16 protein-coding genes and 2 tRNA genes are annotated in these 18,332 nt (G+C 67.1%); 5 read left to right on the top strand and 13 right to left on the bottom strand.

Annotated elements, in window-relative coordinates:
- Window positions 1–2: 2 nt before the first annotated feature.
- Window positions 3–1,211: a hypothetical protein gene (locus ACP59X_RS11650; RefSeq protein ID WP_428569726.1), complete on the top strand. Its 1,209-nt coding sequence runs from the start codon at window positions 3–5 to the stop codon at window positions 1,209–1,211.
- An 18-nt stretch (window positions 1,212–1,229) separates the two neighbouring features.
- Entirely contained in the window at window positions 1,230–1,499 is a 270-nt protein-coding gene (locus tag ACP59X_RS11645; RefSeq protein WP_428569723.1) for an amphi-Trp domain-containing protein, read from the top strand.
- A 100-nt stretch (window positions 1,500–1,599) separates the two neighbouring features.
- Here the strand turns inward: ACP59X_RS11645 and ACP59X_RS11640 are convergent, their stop codons facing one another.
- From ACP59X_RS11640 to ACP59X_RS11595, 10 genes are all read right to left on the bottom strand, one after another.
- Window positions 1,600–2,646: an HAD family hydrolase gene (locus tag ACP59X_RS11640; protein ID WP_428569720.1), complete on the bottom strand. Its 1,047-nt coding sequence runs from the start codon at window positions 2,644–2,646 to the stop codon at window positions 1,600–1,602.
- Between the two features lie 303 nt (window positions 2,647–2,949).
- Entirely contained in the window at window positions 2,950–4,719 is a 1,770-nt protein-coding gene (gene rpoD / locus ACP59X_RS11635; protein WP_428569717.1) for an RNA polymerase sigma factor RpoD, read from the bottom strand.
- Entirely contained in the window at window positions 4,709–6,436 is a 1,728-nt protein-coding gene (dnaG, locus tag ACP59X_RS11630; RefSeq protein ID WP_428569714.1) for a DNA primase, read from the bottom strand. The genes rpoD and dnaG overlap by 11 nt, the downstream gene beginning before the upstream one ends.
- 278 nt (window positions 6,437–6,714) lie before the next feature.
- Window positions 6,715–9,063 carry an endonuclease MutS2 gene (locus ACP59X_RS11625; RefSeq protein WP_428569711.1) on the bottom strand — a complete coding sequence of 783 codons (2,349 nt, stop codon included), beginning with the start codon at window positions 9,061–9,063 and terminating at the stop codon, window positions 6,715–6,717.
- Between the two features lie 20 nt (window positions 9,064–9,083).
- Window positions 9,084–9,530, bottom strand: coding sequence for a GatB/YqeY domain-containing protein (locus tag ACP59X_RS11620; protein ID WP_428569708.1), 447 nt, complete (start codon window positions 9,528–9,530; stop codon window positions 9,084–9,086).
- On the bottom strand, window positions 9,530–9,730 hold the full coding sequence (gene rpsU, locus ACP59X_RS11615) for a 30S ribosomal protein S21 (protein ID WP_005990045.1): 201 nt from the start codon (window positions 9,728–9,730) through the stop codon (window positions 9,530–9,532). Before rpsU ends, ACP59X_RS11620 begins: the two co-directional genes overlap by 1 nt.
- A 142-nt stretch (window positions 9,731–9,872) precedes the next feature.
- On the bottom strand, window positions 9,873–10,055 hold the full coding sequence (locus tag ACP59X_RS11610) for a hypothetical protein (RefSeq protein WP_428569705.1): 183 nt from the start codon (window positions 10,053–10,055) through the stop codon (window positions 9,873–9,875).
- A 21-nt stretch (window positions 10,056–10,076) separates the two neighbouring features.
- Complete coding sequence (locus ACP59X_RS11605) at window positions 10,077–10,349, bottom strand: HU family DNA-binding protein (RefSeq protein ID WP_029458150.1); 273 nt, start codon at window positions 10,347–10,349, stop codon at window positions 10,077–10,079.
- Between the two features lie 220 nt (window positions 10,350–10,569).
- Entirely contained in the window at window positions 10,570–11,445 is an 876-nt protein-coding gene (gene rsmA / locus ACP59X_RS11600; protein WP_428569702.1) for a 16S rRNA (adenine(1518)-N(6)/adenine(1519)-N(6))-dimethyltransferase RsmA, read from the bottom strand.
- Entirely contained in the window at window positions 11,442–13,103 is a 1,662-nt protein-coding gene (locus ACP59X_RS11595) for a glycosyltransferase family 4 protein (protein WP_428569699.1), read from the bottom strand. The genes rsmA and ACP59X_RS11595 overlap by 4 nt, the downstream gene beginning before the upstream one ends.
- A 128-nt stretch (window positions 13,104–13,231) precedes the next feature.
- On the opposite strand from ACP59X_RS11595, the gene ACP59X_RS11590 reads away from it, so the two are divergent.
- From ACP59X_RS11590 to ACP59X_RS11580, 3 genes are all read left to right on the top strand, one after another.
- Entirely contained in the window at window positions 13,232–14,731 is a 1,500-nt protein-coding gene (locus tag ACP59X_RS11590; RefSeq protein ID WP_428569695.1) for a GGDEF domain-containing protein, read from the top strand.
- A gap of 75 nt (window positions 14,732–14,806) precedes the next feature.
- A tRNA-Arg gene (locus tag ACP59X_RS11585) sits at window positions 14,807–14,883 on the top strand.
- Between the two features lie 466 nt (window positions 14,884–15,349).
- Window positions 15,350–16,057 (top strand): tyrosine-type recombinase/integrase, encoded by a 708-nt coding sequence (locus tag ACP59X_RS11580; protein WP_428569691.1) that lies wholly within the window; start codon window positions 15,350–15,352, stop codon window positions 16,055–16,057.
- A 278-nt stretch (window positions 16,058–16,335) separates the two neighbouring features.
- On the opposite strand, the gene ACP59X_RS11575 is transcribed toward ACP59X_RS11580, so the two are convergent.
- The 3 genes from ACP59X_RS11575 to ACP59X_RS11565 all read right to left on the bottom strand — a co-directional run bounded on the left by ACP59X_RS11575 (window position 16,336) and on the right by ACP59X_RS11565 (window position 18,331).
- Window positions 16,336–16,420: transfer RNA gene (locus ACP59X_RS11575), tRNA-Leu, on the bottom strand.
- 89 nt (window positions 16,421–16,509) lie between these two features.
- The gene (gene thiD / locus ACP59X_RS11570; protein ID WP_428569689.1) at window positions 16,510–17,361 is read right to left on the bottom strand and encodes a bifunctional hydroxymethylpyrimidine kinase/phosphomethylpyrimidine kinase; all 852 of its coding nucleotides are present in this window, start codon (window positions 17,359–17,361) and stop codon (window positions 16,510–16,512) included.
- Between the two features lies 1 nt (window position 17,362).
- Window positions 17,363–18,331, bottom strand: coding sequence for a lysylphosphatidylglycerol synthase transmembrane domain-containing protein (locus ACP59X_RS11565; protein WP_428569685.1), 969 nt, complete (start codon window positions 18,329–18,331; stop codon window positions 17,363–17,365).
- Window position 18,332 lies beyond the last annotated feature (1 nt).

Here is an 18,332-nt window from a genome sequence, read left to right as displayed (position 1 = left end):
GCATGGCAACCAAGACCAGGCTTGGCCGCGACCCTCTGGCCGGCACGGCCGCGACTACAAAAGCCAAACACCCTTCGGCCGCAGCGCCCAAAAAGGCTGCGGCCAAGGCCGGCACCAGCAAAACCACCGCCTCCGGCCGGGGCAAGCCAAAGCCCGCCACGGCCAAACCGGACGCGGCACCCGATCAGCCCGTCGCCAGCGCGCCCCTGACCGTGGAAGGCCACACCGCCGTCGCGCCGGCCGCCGTCACACCAGCCATCGCTGCCACGCTGCCAGTGGCAGCGGAGCAGGCTTCTCCCGATCCCGGGGCCGCGCCGGTCGCGGCGCCTTGGCCGAGAGCCACGCCCACGGATGCGGTACCCGAGGCGGTGGAACCGGCAGCGGCGGCGCTGGCGCCTCTTGCCACGGTGACGCCCTCCAACGCTCCCGAGGGCCAGGCCGACCAGGCCCCCATCCCTGCGCCCACCGGGACGGTCGCGACGGGCAATGCGCCGGTCGATGCTCCAGCGAATGCTCCAGCCGATACTTCAACAAATACTTCAACCGTTGCTTCAGCCGATGCGCCACTCGATGCGGTAACCGATGCGCCAGCCGAGGCCATTGCCGAGCCAGCCCCGCCCACGGATGCCGCCCCACGACCCACACCCGTCCCCGAGGCTGCCGCACCGGCGCCTTGCCCGGCCGCACCGATACTGCGGGACGCCGCCATTCCCGAAGCCACCTCGGCCAATGCCCGGGCCGTGGGCGAGGTCCATGCCGTGGTTTCGGCCACGGCCGCCCCGACGCCGGGTGGCCCCCATCCGGCCGAGGTGTTCCTGCGGGGCGTGCTCGAGGGGCTGACGCAGGCCGGCAGCCTGCGCATCGCCGTGGCGGTCGATCCGCAAACCTATGCCCTGCCTGTCGAGAAGCTCTTTTATTTCAGCCATGTGCTCCAACTCCTGGTGGCGCCCATGGAAACCCCCACCGATTCCTGGCGCCGGCCCGGGGATGGCGGAGGCCCGGTGGCGGCGTTGACGGTGACCCTGTCCCCCGTGGGCGGGGGGCGGCATCGGTTGCGCGCCTATGACAACGGCCTGTTTTTCCGGAGTTATCTGCCCAAAATCGCCTTGAACCAGGAAACTTTGCGGCCGCTGCTGCTTTTCGTGGTCAACCGCGACGGCTCGATCCGCCTCAAGCAGGGCCGAGCCGTCGAATTCGAAATCACTGGCTGAAAGCCAAAGGAGTCGGTCATGGACAAGGATAAGGACAAGAGCAAGATCAAGATCGAAGGCGTGATGCAGCTGACCGAGGTCATTGCCAACCTGGAAAAACTGGTCAGCGACATGAAGGCCGGGCAGGTCAGCCTTTCGGCCGGGGACGAGGCCCTGACCCTGGCCCCGTCGGTGCTCGTCAACGTGGAGATGAAGGCCTCCCAGAAAAAGGACAAGGAGAAGTTCGCCCTGGAGATCTCCTGGAAAAAACACAAAGAGGTCGACGGGTTCGCCGATCTGGCCGAATAGCGCCCGAGCGCTTGCCGCAATTTACGGCGACCGGCCGGCAATGTCCTTTCCGGCCGGTCGCCCTCCGTCTTTCCGGGGCGTCGCCCCTTCCCGTTTCGGGCTACTCCCCTTCCCAGGCGAAAATCCGTTTCCAGTCGTTGCGCATGCTGATCACGACCCAGCCCCGCTGCCTGGCCTCGGCCATGAGCGCCTGGGAGAAGGTGCCCACCTTGGAGTCGGCGCCGTAGGCGTATTCCCGGGTGGCGTCGTCGTGGTGGACGAGCATCATGAGGCGTTTGCCGTCGCCGGCCTGGGTGTATTCGAGCATCTCCCGGTCGCCGGTCGAATTGCCGAAAGCGGCGAAGGGCCGCCGGCCGATCTCGATATGGATGCTTTCAGGCTTGCCCGGACCGACGGTGTCGCCGAGGATGCGCGGCTCCTCGGTCAGCATGGGCCGGCCGTCCTTGGCGTAGCCGTATTTGACGGCGTTTATGGCCCCGACCACCTGTTCGGGCGGGATGCCGTAGACCGGTTCGCTGAAAACGCGCACGAAGTCCTGGGGCCCGCCGGTGACGAAATAGGTCTTGTAGCCGGCCGCGCGCAGCAGGCGCATGACTTCCAGCATGGGCTGGTAGACGAGTTCGGTATAGGGCCGGTGCCAGCGCACGTCCCGGGCCACGGCCAGCCAGGCGCGCACGGCGGCCGCGAGTTCCTCCGGAGTGACGCCGGTCAGGGTGAGGGTGCCGAGTTGTTGGTAGTCCGCGTCGGAGAGCTTTTCCATGGCCTGCCGGTCGCCGGAGAGAATAGTCTTGAAGGGTTCGGTCGCTGCCAGCTCGGGCTTTTCCTTGGCCAGCTCCTTGAGCCGGGCCAGGCAGAAGAGCACGGGCGTGTACATGGGCTGCTCGACCCAGGTGGTGCCGTCCTGGTCAAAGGTGGCCAGGCGCGCCTCGGGCGGCACGAAGTCGGGGCTGCCCGGGGTGGTCGTGGCGGCCACGAAATCAAGGACGGCCTGCTTGGCCGGCCCGGCGTTCCAGGACGGCAGCGGATCCGACTGGGCGGCGGCGAAGGAAGCGGCAACGACAAGCAGCAGGACGAGCCAGAAGGCGGCGGCACGGCGGGCCAGACGGCACACGTGCGTCGAATCCAGGGGCGCGTAACGTACGGGCATGACAGACCTCATCGATGGTCGCGCGGGCGCGACCTTTCCAGGGACAACCGCCGCCGAAAACCGTTTTCGCGATGGCCGCGCCCCGCCGTCCAGACTAGCGCCCATCCTGTCTTCCCGGCTGCCGCCTCTTTGTCAAGACCACACGTCGCTGGCGGCGGCCGCGACGCCGCCTCGACCGCCGCCAGCGACGTGCGGCCATCTCAGACCAGCCGGCGCTTTCCACCGGGGAAGGCCCTCGCGCACGCAAAAAAGGGCGGACCCGCCGTGCGGATCCGCCCTTTGCCGTGACCGGGAAAACGGCGCCTAGCCTTCGTAGTACGACCGCAGATGCTGGCTGCGCACCGGGTGGCGCAGCTTGCGCAGGGCCTTGGCCTCGATCTGGCGGATGCGCTCGCGGGTGACGTTAAAAAGCTTGCCCACCTCTTCCAGGGTGTGGTCGGACTTTTCGCCCAGGCCAAAGCGCTTGCGCAGCACCTGCTCCTCGCGCGGGGTGAGGTCGGAAAGCACCTTGCCGATCTGCTCGCCGAGCTTGGTGTTGACCACCTCCTCGGCCGGGGCCAGGGCCTTCTTGTCCTCGATGAAATCGCCCAGGCTCGAATCTTCTTCGTCGCCGATGGGCGTTTCGAGGGAAATAGGCTCCTTGGCGATTTTGAGCACCTTTTTGACCTTCTCCAGCGGATAGTCCATGCGCTCGGCGATCTCTTCCGGCGTCGGGTCGCGGCCGAGCTCCTGGACCAGGTAGCGCGAGGTGCGAATGAGCTTGTTGATCGTCTCGATCATGTGCACCGGGATGCGGATGGTGCGGGCCTGGTCGGCGATGGCGCGGGTAATCGCCTGGCGTATCCACCAGGTGGCGTAGGTCGAGAACTTGTAGCCGCGCTGGTACTCGAACTTGTCCACGGCCTTCATGAGCCCGATGTTGCCTTCCTGGATGAGGTCCAAAAACTGCAGGCCTCGGTTGGTGTACTTTTTCGCGATGGACACCACCAGGCGCAGGTTGGCCCGGATGAGCTCCTGCTTGGCCCGCTGGGCGGCGGAGTTGCCGCGCTTGATGCGCCACAGCACCTCTTCCAGGTCGCCCACGTGGTGGCAGCACTTCTCCTGGAGCCGGTCCAGGATCTCCATCTTGGCCATGAGCATTTCCTTGAAGGAGAAAAGCTCCTCCACGGTCAGGCCCAGGGATTCGGAGGCGGCCACGGGATTGGCCTCCCGGGCGTCGAGCTGGGCGAAAAGCTCCTGGATCTCCGACTGGGACTTGCCCACGGACAGGATGTAGGCCGACAGGTCGCGCTGGCAGTTGTGCATCTGCCGCACGTAGTCCTCGACGATCTCGATGATGCGGTCGATGAGTGTCTTTTCGAGCTTGATGTCGCGAAGCCGCACCACGATCTCGTCCTTGAAGACCATGATCTCCTTCTGGATGCCGGCCACCCGGCGGTCCAGGCAAGCGCACTGGTCGAGCTTGGAGTAGATCTTGCGCTTCTTGCGGAAAGACGCCTTGACCTCGTCGAGCAGGAAGATGACCCGCTGGCGCTGGTTCATCTCGTCCTCGGAGGGGTCGTCCTCCTCGATGGTCTTGACCACGTCCTTGAGCTTGATGCGGCCGATTTTGAGGTCCTCGCCGACCTGGATGAGCTCCTCCACGGCCACCGGCACCTCGACCAGGGCGTAGAGCACGTCCATCTCGCCGTTCTCGATCTTCTTGGCGATGACCACCTCGCCCTCGCGGTCGAGCAGCGGCACGGCGCCCATCTCGCGCAGGTACATGCGCACCGGGTCGGTGCTGCGCGAGGAATAATCGAGGGTGTCCTCGCTTTCGGTCAGCTCCAGGTCGGCGTCCGGGGCATCGTCCGGCTCGGTGCTGGCCACCTCGATCTTGCGGCCGTCCTTGTCGGTGTCCACGAGGTTGATGTCGAGCTGGTCGAAGATGGCGATGACCTCTTCGAGCTGCTCGGGGTTGTTGACCTCGGACGGCAGCGCCTTGTTGACCTCGTCGAAGGTGAGGAAGCCCTTCTGCTTCCCCTTGATGATAAGGCTTTTGATCTGCTGGATTTCCTTGAGATTATTGCTCATCTCCCCTCCCGGAAAGGGCCTGTAGTTCCCCCAAAAGCCGCAAAACTTCCTCGTAGGCGCCCCGCTCCTGGGCCCGACGGACAGCGTCGGTGAGGGCGCGTCGGCGGTCGCTGGCCCTGGACTCGTGGAGAAAAACGCGAATACCTTCAAAAATGGCGGCTGCCTGCTCGTCGCTTTCCGCCGGTTCGAACTGGGCCTTGGCCCAGAAGGCCGCCTGGGCCGTGTCCAGCCGCGTTTCCAGGCCGCCCTGGTCCCCCGCGGCCAGCCTGGCCAAAAAATCCCGGGCCGCGTCCGAAGACAAGGCCGCGGCCGCATCGGCCTCCAGCAAGGCCGGCAGGTAGTCCGGCCGGCGGACGGCAAAGGCCAGCAGCTCGGCGTCGCGCGGCGCGATGTCGAACCCCTGGGCTTTGGCCGGCGCGGCCGCAACCGGTTGCCGCCTGCCCTTGGCGACGGCCTGGCCCAGGGAAAGCCGCAACTCCCGTTCGGCCAGGCCAAGCCCCGATGCCACCCGGGGAATGAACACCGCCCGCAAGGCCTCGTCGGCAAGCCCGCCGAGAAATTCCACGGACCAGGCGGCGATTTCCCTGGGCGAAAACGCCTCGCGCACCACCCGCAGGCAAAAGGCCAAGCCGTCCTCGGCCCGGGACAGGCAGGCGTCGAAGCCTTCCCGGCCGGCGGCGTGGAGCAGGCTGTCCACGTCCTCGCCGTCGGGAAGCGGCACCACCCGGCAGCCGCCGCCGAGGGTCAAAAACATCTGCGCCGACCGAAGGGCGGCTTTGCGCCCGGGCGGGTCGCCGTCGAAGACCAGGTCCACCCGGGAGGCGAAACCGGACAGGCGCTTGGCCTGCTCCGGGGTCAGCGCCGTGCCGAGCACGCCGCAGGCGTCGCCGTAGCCGAACTGGTGCAGCGTGATGACGTCGAGGTAGCCTTCGGTGAGAAACGCCCGACGCGACTTGGCCATGTGCGGCCGGGCCTCGTAAAGCCCGTAGAGGTGCTGCCCCTTGGTATAGATCGGCGTCTCGGCGCTGTTTAAATACTTCGGCTCCCCGTCGCCCATGGTGCGGCCGCCGAAGGCGATGACCCGGCCGCCGCCGTCGCGGATGGGAAACATGAGCCGGTCGCGGAAACGGTCCCAGACCCGCCCGTTCTGGCCGGCGGACAAAAGCCCGGCCAGCACGCCGCCCTCCTCGGTAAAGCCCCGCGAACGCAGCACGTCGGCCAGCCCCTGCCAGCCGGCCGGGCTCACGCCCAAGGCGAAGGCCTCGACCATCTCCGGGCTGACCTGGCGCCTGGCCAGGTAGCCCCGGGCCGGCTGCCCGGCCGGCGTACCCAGCACATGGCGGAAATAGCGGTCCGCCAACTCGTGCATGGCCAGGCAGGCGTCGCGGTCCTGCCTGCGCCGGGCGGCTTTGGGGTCGCGCCGGGCCTGGCCCACATCCACCCCGACTTCGGCCGCCAGCCGCTCCAGGCCCTCGCGAAATTCCAGGCCGTTGATGCGGCAATAAAAATCGATGACGTCCCCCGAGGCCTGACAGCCGAAGCAGTGAAAAAAGCCCTTGTCGGGGTGGACGTTAAACGAGCCCTTCGTCTCCTGGTGGAACGGGCACGGCCCGACCAGCCGGCCGCCGACCGGCCGCAGGTTCACGTACCGGCCCACGATCGTGGCTATGTCGGCCCTGGCCTTGACCGCCGCCACGGTTCCCGTGTCGCGTTTCATGGGCAAAAAGGAAGACGTGGGGAAACCCCTTTTTTTGAAAAAAAAGGGGTTTCCCCACACCCCTTCCCCCAAAAAACTTTCAAGGGGGGGAAGGGGTGCTGGTCCGGGTTCATGCGTGCCTTTGGTTACGACGCCGTGTTCCAAACAAGCCGCCAAATTTCCCTTGCGGGAAGGAAAAAAACGCCCCTGTACACGGGCAAGGGAGGAAGCGTCCCCCTTATGGGGTGGTCCAGGAGGGGCCCTCGGCCCCTCCTGGCCGCCGGAGGCATTCCCTTAATCTACTTCAACGTCACCATGGTCATGCCGTCGCCGCCGCGGTCCTCGGGGGCCAGGGCGAAGGAGGCCACTTGCGGGTGCTCCTTGAGCAGCCGATGGACTTCGCGCCGCAGTGCCCCGGTGCCCTTGCCGTGGATGACTTCCAACTCGCCATGGCCACGCAGGATCGCCGTATCCAGAAAGGCGATGAGCTCCGCCTCGGCGGCATCGGCCCGCATGCCGCGCAGGTCCAGCACCAGTCCAAGCCCCGAGGCGGCCCCGCCCTCGCGCCTGGCCGGGGTGACGGTCACGCCGACGGCCTTGGCCGGGGCAGCGCCCTCGCGGGCCATATCGGTGGCCTGGACCCACAGGCTCACGCCGCCGATATCGACCTTGGCCGCCTGGCGCTTGAGGTCGATTTCGCGCACCACGGCCGCCTTGCCCCAACTGACGATGCGCACGGCCTTGCCGGGCGTCAGGGTTGCCAGGTCCACGGCCGCCTCGCCACCGGTGTCCGGCTGGGGGTTGCTACCGGTTATCGCGTCGGTTTCTTCAATAAGTCTTTTTTTGGCCGCGGCAAGGGCGCGCTGGGCTTCCTTGCGTTCGAGGCGGCCGGCCTCGTGGCGGCGGGCGACGTCGCGGGAAAGGGCGCGGATTTCCTCGACGAGGCTGTCCTGGGCCTTGCGCAGGCGCTCCTTGAGCTTTTCCACGCGCAGCTTTTCCTCGCGCCGTTCGGCGGCCAGGGCCTCGATCTCGCGCTCGCGGCGCAGGGCCAGGTCGTTTAAGCGCTCGAACACCAGGCCGGCATCGCCGCCGTCCAAAAGGAGGTAGCGGCTGGCCCGTTCCAGGATGTCCTCGGGCAGGCCGTGCTCCCGGGCCACGTCCAGGGCGATGGAAGCACCGACCTGGTCGTAGGCCAGCTTGTAGACGGGCTTTTTGGTGGCCGGGTCGAAGAGCATGCAGGCGGCGCGCACGCCGGGCCGGGACAGGCCATAGGCCTTGAGCGCCGGGAAGTGGGTGGCGGCGGCCAGGTAGGCCCCCCGGTCGAGCAGGCCGTCCACCACGGCCTGAGCCAGGGCCGCGCCCTGGGACGGGTCGGTGCCGGCGCCGAATTCGTCGAGCAGCACGAGGGTCGTGGCGTCGACGGCCGGCCAGACCCGCGACAGGTGGCGGATCTGGGCGGTGAAGGTGGACAAATGGTCCTCGAGGCTCTGCTCGTCGCCGAGAAAGACGAAGACCTTGGTGAAAAACGGCAGCCGGCTGCCCTCCCCGGCCGGCACGGGCAGGGCGGACAGGGCCATGACCGCGAGCAGCCCCAGGGTCTTGAGGCACACGGTCTTGCCGCCGGCGTTGGCCCCGGTGACGATGAGCGCCCGCTGGTCCTCGGCCAGGACGAGGTCCTGGGCAATGGCCTTGGCCGGCGCGTCCCCGCCGGCCCCCAGCACCAGGAGCGGATGGCGGGCGTCCAGCAGATGCACGGCGTTTTGCGCCGCGACCTCGGGCAGGGTGCCGCCGAGGCGCTCGGCCAGGGCGGCCTTGGCCCAGAGCACGTCGCAGGCCACGAGCAGGCCGTAGGCGGCGGCCACCTCGCGGCGTTCGTCGCGGGCCAGGCCGGTCAGGAAGGCCATAACCCGGGCTTCGGCCTCGCGCTCCTCGTTTTTGAGTTCCTGGAGGCGGTTGTTGATCTCGACCAGGAAAAAGGGCTCCACGTAGACCGTCTCGCCGGTCTGGGAGTAGTCGTGGATGATGCCGGGCAGGCGGCCCTTGAAGTTGGCCCGAAGCGGCAGGACATAGCGGTCCGAAGAGATGGTGACGTAGTCGTCCTGCAAAAGCGGCCCGAGCTCCTTTTCGCCCACGAACTCCTTGACCTTGGCCATGATGGTCTGGTGGATGGTGCGGATCTCCTGGCGCACGGAAAAAAGCTCGGGCGAGCTTTCGTCGCGCAGCCGCCCGTCGGGGGCGATGCACCGGGCCAGGGCGGCCAGGGTCTTTTTCGGCCAGGGCGTGGAGGCGACCTCGTCGCGCAGAAGCGACTGGCCAGGTTCGCCGCCGCCAAGGGCCTGGCGCAGGGCGGCCACTTGCGACAGCACGTGAGCGAGTGCCACCAGGGCGTCGAGGTCGAGGACCCGGCGCTCGCTGTCGAGCACGGGAAAAAGAGGCTCCACGTCCGGGAAGGGCGTGAAGGCGAAGGCGGCGTCGCGGCGCAGTTCCAGGGCTTCGGCCAGCTTTTGCTGCGCCCGGGCCAGGGCCTCCTGGCTTTCCAGGGGGGCTATGGCGCGGCAGGCAGCCGCCGCCGGCTCGGAAACGGCCAGGGCGGCCAGCCGTTCCAAAACCTTAGGAAACTCCAGCAACGAAAGGGTTCTGGATTCCATAAGAAAATAATGGGATGAAATCAGGAGGCCAGGCGCGCCTTGACGGCCTCGCTGACCCGTTTGCCGTCGACCCGCCCCTTGTGGGCGGAAAGCACCGCCTGCACCACCCGGCCCATGTCCTTCATGTTACGGGCATCCAGTTGGGCCACGGCCGCGTCCACGGCGGCGGCGAGTTCGGCCTCGGTCAGCGCGGCGGGCAGGTAGGCCAACAGCACGGTGAGCTCCCGCTCCTCCTTGTCGACCAGGTCGGCCCGGCCGGCCTTGGCGAACTGCTCGATGGACTCGCGGCGCTGCTTGGCCTGCTTGGCCAGGACATCGAGGAGCTCGTCATCGGAAAGCGGGCGCAACAGCTCGACCTGCCGCAGCTTGGCGGCGGCCTTGAGCATGCGCAACACCCCGACGACGAGCTCATCGCGAGCCCGCATGGCGGCCAGGCAGTCGGATTCGATACGGGCTGTCAGATTCATTACATCATGTTGATTTTGCGCATTTTCTTCAGCAACCGCTTGCGGGCGGCGGCCTTCTTCTTCTTGCGCATGACGCTGGGTTTCTCAAAGTGCTGGCGTTTTTTCAGCTCAGAGAGAATCCCGGATTTTTCGACCTGCTTCTTGAAGCGGCGCAGGGCCACATCGAAGTTGTCGGATTCGTCAAGGTAGACACCGGGCATGAACATCACCCCCTCTTTGGGGAAATCCCTCGCGAAAAACGGATTCATATCCCGGGAAACCATCCCTGTCAAGGGCGGCATCCGGACAAAAAATCCGCCCGGCCGCAGCCGGGCGGACTGGAAAGCGTTGGCGAACTTGCGCCTAGTGGTGCCCGTGGGCGTCGGCCTTGACGGTATCCAGGTAGGCCTTGACGATGCAATAGCCCATGCCGGAGGCGATGATGAAAAGCACCAGGTAGAGAACGCTGAAAAAGACGAAGTGATCGGGCTGCCACCAGGGCAGGTCCTGCGGCAGGGGGCTGTGAACGGTTTCGCCGTGCAACATGTGCTATTCTCCCGGGACTGATTATTGAATGGCGTCCTTGAGCAACTTGCCGGGCCGAAACTTGACCACCTTGGACGCCGGAATCTCGATTTCGGCGCCGGTACGGGGGTTGCGGCCGGTGCGGGCCTTGCGCTCATCGACCAGAAACGTACCGAAACCGGTCAGGGTGATTTTCCCGTCCCCCACCAGCGTCGCCTCGACCGCCTCGATGAAGGCGTTGAGCGCACGCTCGGCGTTGGCCTTGGTCAGCCCTGTCTTGTCGGCGATTTTTCCTACCAGATCAGCCTTGGTCATCAGTCCTCTCCTCCTCGGTTGAAACGCCAGCCGCCCGAAAGCGGCATCAGGCACCCGATCCTCTCCCGTCGGCATCTCCAACGTGAATCAAACGGGAAGGCCCCCCGCTCGCCTCCCCGTGGCGAGGACGACCAGCCCGATCCCGCGACACCTCGCCAGGTAGCCGTGGTGGCGGCATGCGCGACGAGTGGGCAAAAGAAAATCGATTTCATGCCCAAAGTCAAGAGCTGGAGCGCGTTTTCAGCAATATGGCCAACTCCGTCAGCTGGCGCGGCGACAATTCCTCCGGCCGGTTGCGCCCGCTTAAGGCCTGGCCGGCCAGCCACTCCAAAGCCGCCGCATCGAGGCTGCCCTTCAAGATGGAACCCAACTGCTTGCGGCGCAAGGAAAAAAGCTGTTTGAGCAAACCGGCCAGGGCGGCCGGGTCCTGCGGGCGCCGGTCGGCCGGCAGGGGGGTTACGGCCACCACGGCCGAATCCACCTTGGGCATGGGCCGAAAGACCGTGGGTGGCACCTTGAAGAGATAGTCCACCCGGGCAAAGGCCTGCACCCAGGCCGAAAGCGCCCCGTATTCCCGGCCGCCGGGTAAAGCGGCCAGGCGCCTGGCCACCTCGTGCTGGACCATGAACACGCCCCGGTCGAAACGCGAGGCCCCGGCGCACAGGTCCCACAACAGCGGCGAGGCGATGTTGTAGGGCAGGTTGCCCACGACCTTGACCCGGGCGAGGCTGTCCAGCCGCCGCCAGTCCAGGCGCAGGGCGTCGACCATGGCCACCGCCGCCCCGGGGTGCTCCCGGGCAAGCCGGACGGCCAGGTCGCGGTCTTTTTCCAGGGCCAGGTAGCTTCCCGGCCCGGCGGCCAGGATAAACGGGGTGAGCGCCCCCCGGCCGGGGCCTATCTCGACGACCGTGTCCGGGGCGGTGATGGCCAGGGCCGCGACGATTTTCGCCGCGATGTTGGGGTCGCTCAGGAAATTCTGCCCGAGGCTGCGCTTGGGCCGGGCGTAGGCCTCCCTTTCCCCGCCGGTCGGGGCTTGCCGGGGCGCTGGCGTGTCCCGGCCGTTTCGGGGTCGGCCGCCTTGCCGTTCGCGTTTCATGACGGTTCCTTCTGGAGCAGGTCCTGCTTGAGCGCCCAGACGACATGGCGGCGGGCGGCAAAGGCATCGAGGGACGGTTCGGCCGCGGCCAACTTGGCGGCCAGTTGCAGCCCCGGGCAGGCCGAACGGGCCAGAAACAGCAGCCTGCGCAGGGCCGTCAGGGAGATCTCCTCGCCCAAGCCCTGGTAGAGGACGGGAAAATCGCGCTTGTGGTAGACGGCCTCGCCGGCCCGGCTCCAGCACAGGCGCACGGTGTCGGACAGGGCCTGGCTCGGATAGCCGGCAAAAGCCTCGCCGTAAGCCAGGGCGCCCGGATGGGGGATGGCGCGCAGGGCCTCCCGGTCGGCGACCGGGGCGTCGGCCAGGCGCTCCCACAGGCGCAGATGGGCCGCGATCACCCCGTCCCAGGTAAAATGCCGCTCCACCCGCTCGCGCCCAGCCCGGCCCATGGCCCGGCGCAGGCCCGGGTCGGCCACCAGCCGCGACAGGGCCCCGGCCACGGCGGCTACGTCCACGGCCAGCCCCTGGGCCAGGCGCAGGTGGGTGTGGTTGTCGTAGCAAAGCGGCGCCAGGGCGTCGATGGGGCCGGACGGGCCAAGGCCCAGGGTCGGGGCGAGCAAGCCCGTGCGGCCATGCTCCACGATGTCCCGGTAGCCGTCGTAGTCCGAGGCCAGCACCGGCAGCCCGGCGGCCATGGCCTCCAGCAGCGTCAGGCCGAAGGTTTCCTGGGGATTGTCGGCCAGGGAAACGAAGATGTCGGCCAGGCCGAAAAGCGCTTTTTTCGCCGCCTCGTCCGGCCGCTCGACGCAGACAAGCGTCAGGCCGAGGTTGGCTGCCAGGCGTTTGAGCGTGGCCAGCATGTCCCGCCCGTCCTCGTCCGTCCAGCCGGCCATGACCAGGCACAGGCCGGAAACGTCGACCCCGTCGGCCATCAGGCGCTGCACGGCCCGCAGAAGCGGCACCGGGTCCATCTTGGAGCTGTGGGAGATGCGGCCGAAAACCAGCAGGGCCACGGCCCCGGCGGCGATGCCCAAGCGCGCCCGGGCGGCCTCGCGGGCCGCGCCCCGCAGCGGAGCCCAGTCGAGCGGCGCCACGCCCAGGGGGATGCGGGCCACTTCCGGCCCGGGATGGCTGTCCGGGGACAGGCCGTAGCCCCGGCGCAGGCCGTCGAAGATGCGCCCGACCACCGCCGCCCCGGCCGTGGACGTGGCCACCACGGCGTCGCGCGCGGTGGTGCCGGGCCAGAGGTGGGCCAGGAATTCGCGGCCGTAGGCGGCGTAGCTCAAGGAGTGGGTGGTGCCGGTGATGGGAAAGAGGTTTTTGGCCAGGGCGTTTCGGGCGGCGGCCAGGCGCGGCTGGGAGGTGATGCAGTCCGAGAGGTGGAAGACGGCGTAGTCGTTGGCCGCCAGAGCGGCCGGCAGGTCGAGGCGCGTCAGAATTTTGAACTTGCCCCGGCCGGCGGCCTCGGGATGGCGGGCGGCGAGCAGGTCGCGCTGGGCGTCGCGCTCCCGGGGGGAGGGCATGAAGAAGTGGTAGGCGTCGAAGGGATCGGCGCGCACCAGCGCCTCCCAAAAGCCGGCGTTGGCCACCTTGCGGCCCATGACGGCACCGGATTCGACGAAGGGGTCGAGGGTCGCCCACAGGCGCGGCGCATGCATGGGGGCACGGAGCCATACCTTGGTCGGCTTGTCAAACGCCGCCGGCCGATTCTGCCTGGTCCCATCCTTGCAAGGAAGGCGGCGGGACCCCTCCTCCGAGCGGGCCCCCGGAGCAAAGGAGGCCGGCGATGACGCGTGGCATGCGACCTGAGCAGGTTTGGGGCCTTGGCCTTTCCGGCGAGGCGGCGGCGGCAATATCTGCCGCCCTGGGCAGCGGTTATGGGCTGCGCAACTGGCCGGCCGGCCAGCATCCCGGCGAACGCGACCTCGGTCGGGGCGCGCCGCTGGTGATATTCGTGGTCAAGGAGGCCTGGGACGCCCTGTCCGGCCCGGCCCGCAAGCGCCTGGAGGAATGGGAAGTGCCGCAGCGGGTGCTGGTGCTCTCCCAGGACCAGTCCGTGTCGGATTTCGACGAGGTGCTGGAAAACGGCTTCCTCTCGGCGGTGTCCGAGCCCCTGACCGACAAGAAGATCCGCGACGTGATCTTTCGGGCCAAGGAGGTCAAAAGCCTCTACGACGACATCTTCCGCATGACCCGCGAGATCATGCTCGAACGCGAGCTGCTGGCCCGCAAGACCGACCTGGTCCTTTTCCTCAACCGCTTCCTCACCCGGGCCACGGAATCCCTGGACCCCACGGTGATCCTGGACAAGGCCCGTGAGGACCTGCACCTGCTTTTGCCCCTGCGCGGGCTTTCGTGCATCCTGTGGCGGCCGGGCGAGAGCGGCGAGTACGAGGCGGAACTGTTTCTCGAACCCGACATGGGGCATGCCGCCGAACTGCACTGGACCGGGGAGCTGCTGCGCCAGGGGGCCAGGCTGGCCGGCCAGGGCATGCACAGCTACCGGGCCACCTTCCTGGACGGCGCAAATGGCAAGTCGGCCATGGACATCCCCCAGACGGCCGAGGACCTCATCGCCCTGCCCCTGCGGGCCGGCGGCGTGACCTTCGGCGTCCTGGCCCTGTACCGGGCCAAGGGGCGGCCGCTGGGCAAGGACCAGGTGCAAACGCTGTACGCCTCGGTCAACCACCTGGCCCTGGCGCTCAAAAACGCCGCGCTTTTCAGCCAGGTGAAGATCCGGGCCGACCACGACGGGCTGACCCGCATCCACAACCGTCGGGCCTTTGACGAACGGCTGGTGGAGGAACTGCGCCGGCACCAGCGCTACGGCCAGCCCATGAGCCTGCTGATGCTCGACATCGACCATTTCAAGAACATCAACGACCGCTACGGGCATCTCATGGGCGACCAGGTGCTGCGCGAGTTGGGGCATTTGTTGTCGGAGACGCTGCGCAGCACGGATTTCACGGCCCGCTACGGCGGCGAGGAATTCGTGGTGCTCCTGCCGCAGACCACGGAGGAGCAGTCGCGCATCCTGGCCGAGCGTTTGCGCCGGATCATCGCCGAGGCGCAATTTGAGCACGACGGCAAGACATTCGGCATCACGGCGTCCATCGGCGTGGCCACGCTGCTGCCCGGGGCGCTGATCAAGCGCAAGGAGCTGTTGGACAAGGCCGACAAGGCGCTCTACCAGGCCAAGCGTCTGGGCCGCAACCAGGTGTGCACATCCCTGGGCCCGGTCTCCCGGCTCGGGGAGGCGCCCCTTGACGAAGCCAACGCGGGCTGAGGGACTGTACCCGCAAAGATACCCGCAAAGATCACTTGACACCCGAAGAGGTTCCGAGTATGTTCCCGCTTCTTCGGGCAATTAGCTCAGTTGGATAGAGCGTTGGCCTCCGGAGCCAAAGGCCACAGGTTCGAATCCTGTATTGCCCACCATAAGAAATCAAGGGGTTACGATCACAAATCGTAGCCCCTTCGTCGTTTGTGGCTAACAGATTGCTAACATCGTTGTCGATTCCCGCGCCGTGCGGTACTCTCGGGGCATGGCTGGCCGCAAGCACATCAAGACACAGTATCCCGGCGTATATTACCGCGAATCGGCCGATCGGATGGCCGGCCGGATTCCCGACCGGACCTACGAAGTCTGCTACCGCGACGCCGGCGGAAAGCTGTGCTGGCACACCGTCGGCCGCCATTCCACCGGCATCCGGCCCGCCTACGCCAACCAGGTGCGCGGAAAAATCCTCGAGGAGATCGCCGCCGGCAAGAATCCGGCCGCATCCCGCACCATCACCGTAGGCGAGGCCGTCGAGGCCTACCTCAAGTGGGCCGACGCCGAGGGCAAGCGCACGGGCCCGGAGCGCAACCGCTACGAGCATCACTCAAGGACCGGCTGCACGCCATGCCCCTCATGGCCATCACGCCGCAGATCCTGGCCACGCTCAAGCAGCGGCTGGCCGAGTCGCTCGGCGACCAGAGCCTGCGCCACTGCTTCGGCTTTCTGCGCCGGGCCGTCAACCATGCCATCGAAGCCCGAGGCTTGAGCCTGGCCAACCCCTTTGCGATCAAACGCGGCGGCGTGTTTCGCCTGCCCCGCGCCGAGAATGCGGCCGTGCGGTTTCTTACACGCGAGGAGGCCACGGCCTTGCTGGCGGAACTCAAACGCCGCTCCGGACAGCTCCACGACATGGCCCTGCTCTCGCTGCGTACGGGCATGCGGGCCACGGAGATCTTCGACCTGCGGGCTCAGGGCATCGACGAGGTGGGCAAGCTGCTCCACTTCACGGCCAAGGGAGGCCAGCCCCAGCACGTGCCGGCGGCGGACGACATGCTCGCCATGCTCCTGGCCTACGACCGCGAGCCCGGCGAGCATGTGTTCCAGGCGCGCGGCGGCGGCCCCTTGCGTTTCGGCATCAGCGAAACGTTCGACCGGTCCGTCAACGCCCTGGGCCTCAACACCGGCATCACCGACGCGCGCCGGCGCGTGCGGTTCCACACCCTGCGCCACACGTTCGCCTCGTGGCTGGCCCAATCCGGCCAGGTCACGCTGCATGAGCTCATGGAGCAACTGCGCCATGAGCGCATCGAGATGCTGCTCTGTGATCTTTGAGGGACGCCCTGGACACCCCGAATCGTCGGAAATGTGGCCACACCCACGATCAAGCCCCGCTCCGACGGGGCTTTTCGTTTCCATGGTCCGGGACGGAAACGGCCCCCCGACGAGGCGGGCGCGCGGCAGGAATGAGCGAAAATCAGTCCGTCCATGGCCTGCCCCAAACCAAAAAAGCCCCAAAAGTTGCAAACTTTTTGGGGCTATGTTGGGGCAGTTTTAGACGGGCGTAAATATTGAGGACAAAGAGAAGGAAAATTTTTCCTATAAAATCAACTTGGTGCGAGAGGGGGGGCTCGAACCCCCATGCCTTGCGGCGCCAGATCCTAAGTCTGGTGCGTCTCCCAGTTCCGCCACTCTCGCACATGGGCCGGCCGCGGCGTGTCCTCATACGCGAATCCGGTCGCGGCCACAATCCGGCACAGGCCTTCCCCAGGAAAAAGGACGCCCGGCTACTCCCCCGCCACCCCTTCCCGGCGCGCCAAGGCTTGCTGGTACGGCGCCAGATGGTTGACCGGGCCGTCGCCGCCGCCAAGCGGCCAGGCCGTCGCCAGGGCCAGTTGCAGGTAGTCCCGCCCGGCCGCGACCGCCTCCGGCAACCCCTTGCCCAGGGCCAAATGCGCGGCAATGGCCGCCGACAGGGTGCAGCCCGTCCCGTGGGCGTTTTTCGTGGCCAGGCGCGGCCGGACGTACTCCAGTGAGAGCCCGTCCGCCGTGACCAGCAGGTCCGTGATCGTCCCCGCCCTCGCCCCTGCCCCGTCGTCGAAATGGCCTCCCTTGAGCAGCACCGCCTTGGCGCCCAGGGCCAGAAGGCGCGTGGCCGCCTCGCCGGCATCCTCGCGGCTGGACACGGCCATGCCGGCCAGGGCCTCGGCCTCCAGGCGGTTGGGCGTGAGCAGGTCGGCCAGGGGCAACATGCGGGTAACGAGCGCCTCCATGGCCTCGGGCAGCAGCAGCCGCGCCCCGGACTGGGCCACGCAAACCGGATCGACGACCAGGGGAAAATCCCTGGTCCCGAGCGCATCGGCCACGGCTTCGATGATGGGCGCGGAAAACAGCATGCCCGTCTTGGCCGCCTTGATGGGGAAATCGGCCAGGACCGCGCGCAACTGCTCGGCCACGAACCCCGGTGTCGGCGCCTCGATGGCCGTGACGGCAAGGGTGTTCTGGGCCGTGAGCGCCGTTATGGCCGACAGGCCGTAACAGCCCTGCATCATGAAGGTCTTGAGGTCGGCCTGGATGCCGGCCCCACCGCCGCTGTCGGAGCCGGCCACGGTCAGGACACAGGGCGGGCGCTCGGGCATATCACCCCTCCGCTTCTTCCAGGGCTTCGTCGCTTTCGCGGATCTTGCGCAGGTTCAGGCCGCTTTTGCCGAGAACCAGCAGGCCGGCCACGGTGACCGGGATGTACTGCACCATGTGCAGCACCAGCCCGGCGGCCAGGGCCTGGGAGCGGTCCACGCCGAAAAGGCCCAGGGAAAAAACCACCGCCGCCTCGAAAACACCCAGCGCCCCCGGCGAGGACGGCATGGCCATGCCAAGGGAGGAAATGACGAAAACCGCCGCCGCATGGCCCCAGGACAGCTGCATCTTGGCCACCCACCACAGCACCAGGAAGGTGGAGCTGGCGTAAAAGGCCCAGCACACCAGGGTGTAGAGGCCAAGGGCGATCATGAAAGCCGGTGTGACACCATGGAGCACTTGCAGCTTGAGTTCGGCCAAGAATTCGGCCAGCCGGTTGGACGGCATCTTGTCGATGATGCGGCCGACGAAGGCGGGATAGGTACGCACGACCCACAAGGCCACCCAGATGCCGCCCACGGCCCCGGCCAGGGGCACGAAGGCCATTTTCAGCTTGAAATGGAAGGCGACCACCAGGCCCATGGCCAGGATGGCATTCAAGTCGAAAAAGCGCTCCCAAAAGACCATGGTAATGCTGCGCGACAGGGAAAAACGGCATTCCCGGCGCAGGTAGAAGGCCTTGGCCAGCTCGCCCAGCTTGGCCGGCACGATGTTGTTGACGGCCATGGACATGAGGAAGGCCTTGAAGCACAGCCAGTTGCCGGCGGCAAAACCGGAGAGGAAATTGAGCCGCAAGGCCATGACGCCATAGCCGGCAAAGGAAAAGACCGTGGTCCAGAACAGGGCCACGTCGTCGTACCGCACGATGGTGTCCCACAGCTGGCCGAAGTCGATGCCCCAGAAGGCGTAGACGAGGCAGCCGCCCACCAGGGCCAGGCGGAGAATCATCCCGGCGGTTTTTTTTACAAGCATG

It is taken from the genome of Solidesulfovibrio sp. DCME (assembly GCF_049995385.1).
GTDB lineage: Bacteria > Desulfobacterota > Desulfovibrionia > Desulfovibrionales > Desulfovibrionaceae > Solidesulfovibrio.
The sequence above is the reverse complement of the archived record's forward strand: the minus strand, read 5'-3'. Positions and strand labels throughout refer to the sequence as shown.

Bases quoted from the DNA above. Each gene is read 5' to 3' on its own strand.
- ACP59X_RS11595 (WP_428569699.1), bottom strand. From the start codon at position 13,103: ATGCATGCGCCGCGCCTGTGGGCGACCCTCGACCCCTTCGTCGAATCC.
- ACP59X_RS11650 (WP_428569726.1), top strand. From the start codon at position 3: ATGGCAACCAAGACCAGGCTTGGCCGCGACCCTCTGGCCGGCACGGCC.
- ACP59X_RS11640 (WP_428569720.1), bottom strand. From the start codon at position 2,646: ATGCCCGTACGTTACGCGCCCCTGGATTCGACGCACGTGTGCCGTCTG.
- dnaG (WP_428569714.1), bottom strand. From the start codon at position 6,436: ATGAAACGCGACACGGGAACCGTGGCGGCGGTCAAGGCCAGGGCCGAC.
- ACP59X_RS11590 (WP_428569695.1), top strand. From the start codon at position 13,232: ATGACGCGTGGCATGCGACCTGAGCAGGTTTGGGGCCTTGGCCTTTCC.
- ACP59X_RS11625 (WP_428569711.1), bottom strand. From the start codon at position 9,063: ATGGAATCCAGAACCCTTTCGTTGCTGGAGTTTCCTAAGGTTTTGGAA.
- ACP59X_RS11645 (WP_428569723.1), top strand. From the start codon at position 1,230: ATGGACAAGGATAAGGACAAGAGCAAGATCAAGATCGAAGGCGTGATG.
- rsmA (WP_428569702.1), bottom strand. From the start codon at position 11,445: ATGAAACGCGAACGGCAAGGCGGCCGACCCCGAAACGGCCGGGACACG.
- ACP59X_RS11580 (WP_428569691.1), top strand. From the start codon at position 15,350: ATGCCCCTCATGGCCATCACGCCGCAGATCCTGGCCACGCTCAAGCAG.
- ACP59X_RS11605 (WP_029458150.1), bottom strand. From the start codon at position 10,349: ATGACCAAGGCTGATCTGGTAGGAAAAATCGCCGACAAGACAGGGCTG.
- ACP59X_RS11620 (WP_428569708.1), bottom strand. From the start codon at position 9,530: ATGAATCTGACAGCCCGTATCGAATCCGACTGCCTGGCCGCCATGCGG.
- rpoD (WP_428569717.1), bottom strand. From the start codon at position 4,719: ATGAGCAATAATCTCAAGGAAATCCAGCAGATCAAAAGCCTTATCATC.
- ACP59X_RS11610 (WP_428569705.1), bottom strand. From the start codon at position 10,055: ATGTTGCACGGCGAAACCGTTCACAGCCCCCTGCCGCAGGACCTGCCC.
- ACP59X_RS11565 (WP_428569685.1), bottom strand. From the start codon at position 18,331: ATGCTTGTAAAAAAAACCGCCGGGATGATTCTCCGCCTGGCCCTGGTG.
- rpsU (WP_005990045.1), bottom strand. From the start codon at position 9,730: ATGCCCGGTGTCTACCTTGACGAATCCGACAACTTCGATGTGGCCCTG.
- thiD (WP_428569689.1), bottom strand. From the start codon at position 17,361: ATGCCCGAGCGCCCGCCCTGTGTCCTGACCGTGGCCGGCTCCGACAGC.